Origin of the sequence: Dietzia sp. CW19, from assembly GCF_014145265.1 — a bacterium.
In the GTDB taxonomy this organism is placed as follows: domain Bacteria; phylum Actinomycetota; class Actinomycetes; order Mycobacteriales; family Mycobacteriaceae; genus Dietzia; species Dietzia natronolimnaea.
Window position 1 is genome coordinate 1 of record NZ_JAALEE010000322.1, and the last position, 1,642, is coordinate 1,642.

Annotated in this window: 1 protein-coding gene; it reads right to left on the reverse strand. The window is 70.0% G+C overall.

Annotated elements, in window-relative coordinates:
* Positions 1 to 41: 41 nt before the first annotated feature.
* Positions 42 to 1,412 (reverse strand): cytochrome P450, encoded by a 1,371-nt coding sequence (locus G6021_RS10150; protein WP_182641213.1) that lies wholly within the window; start codon positions 1,410 to 1,412, stop codon positions 42 to 44.
* Between the last annotated feature and the right edge of the window lie 230 nt (positions 1,413 to 1,642).

A 1,642-nucleotide genomic window follows, 5' to 3' on the forward strand; every position in this document is an offset into this window, starting at 1 on the left:
GGTCGGGCGGGTCGCGCGGGCGGGCGAGTCGCCGGGTCGGCTCAGCCGGTGCGGGCCGGCGTGAGCGGCCGCAGGGACACCGGGAGCCCGTCACCGGGGAACGGCAGCGAGTCGTTCTTCATGGGCGGGACGTAGTCCAGCGGCACCGACCACTCGAAGTGCCGGAGCAGCGCGCTGAGGACGAGCTTGGACTCCAGGTTGGCGAAGATCATGCCGAGGCACTTGTGTACCCCGCCGCCGAAGGGCTCCCAGGCGTAGCGGTGGGACTTGTCCTCGCGCCTGCCCTCGGTGAACCGCTCGGGGTCGAAGATCTCCGGGTCGGTCCAGTACTCGGGCATGTGGTGCGACAGGAGCGGCATCACCGAGACGAGCCGTCCCTTGGGGATCGCCACCCCGAGCACCTCGGTGTCCTTGACCGCCCGGCGCGCCAGCACCGGCACCGGCGGGTGCAGCCGCAGCGTCTCCTTCATCACCAGGTCCAGGTCGGTGAGACCCTCCAGCTCGGCGAGGGTCGGCGAGGGGCCCAGTTCCAGACACTGCCGCCGGCAGCGCTCCTGCCACTCCCGATCGCGCCCGAGTTCGTAGACCATCGAGGTCACGGTGCTGGTCGTGGTGTCGTGTGCGGCCATCAGCAGGAAGATCATCTGGTTGATGATGTCGTCGTCGTCGATCCCGCCGGAGGCGTCGGCCACCTGACACAGGGCAGAGAACAGGTCCTCACCGGGGTTGGCACGGCGGGCGGGCAGGTGGCGCCGGAGGAACTCCTCCAGCAGGCGCCGGCCGCGGGTCGCGCGACCCCACTTGGTGAACTGCAGGGGAGCGGTCGAGCGGATGTAACCGTTGGCGGCCTGCACGCAGTCCACGAACGCGGTGTTGACCCGCTCGATCTCCCCGGGTTCGGCGTATTCGGCGCCGCCCATGAACACCTCGGTGGCCAGATCGAGCGTGTGCGACTTGAGGGCGGGGTAGACCTCGAACGCCCAGTCAGGGGTCCAGCTCGAGATCCCGCGCTCGACCAGCGGGGCCAGGGTACGGGCGTATCCCTCGAGCCGGGGGCGGGTGAACGCCTCCTGCATGAGGTGCCGGTAGTGGTGGTGCTCGGCGAAGTCCAGCAGCATCAGCCCGCGGTCGAAGAACGGGCCGACGAGGTATCCCCAGCCGGGGCCGTTGGCGAACGCCTTGTCGGCGTTCTGCAGGGCGATCTGGCACGCGTCGGGGCCGATCAGCGCGGTCCAGGTGGCGCCGAGGAAGCTCAGTTCGGAGACCGGCCCGTGGTCGCGGTACCGGCGGGCCATCGTGGCCAGCGGATTCTCGACGTACTCGAGGGTCCCGCCCAGGATCGGCAGGTGGGAGCGGAGGGGGGCCGGGCCCGGCCGGTAGACCGGATCGCGCGGATCGCCATCGATTGACATACTGCACCTCTTTGTCGGGGTCCCTCCAGTCTGTGACCTCCCTCACGCGACTGTCAGCCGAATAGCGAAACTGGCGGTGTCGTTTCTCCCCGCGGCGGTGACAGCGCGGTGGTGACAGCGCCGAGGTGACAGCGGGGTGGTGGCAGTTGTCGTGATCAGGCTCGGGCGACGAGCGCGGCCACGTCCACGCCGTCGGGCAGTGCGCCGTACTCGGCCGAGCGCTCGTCGCC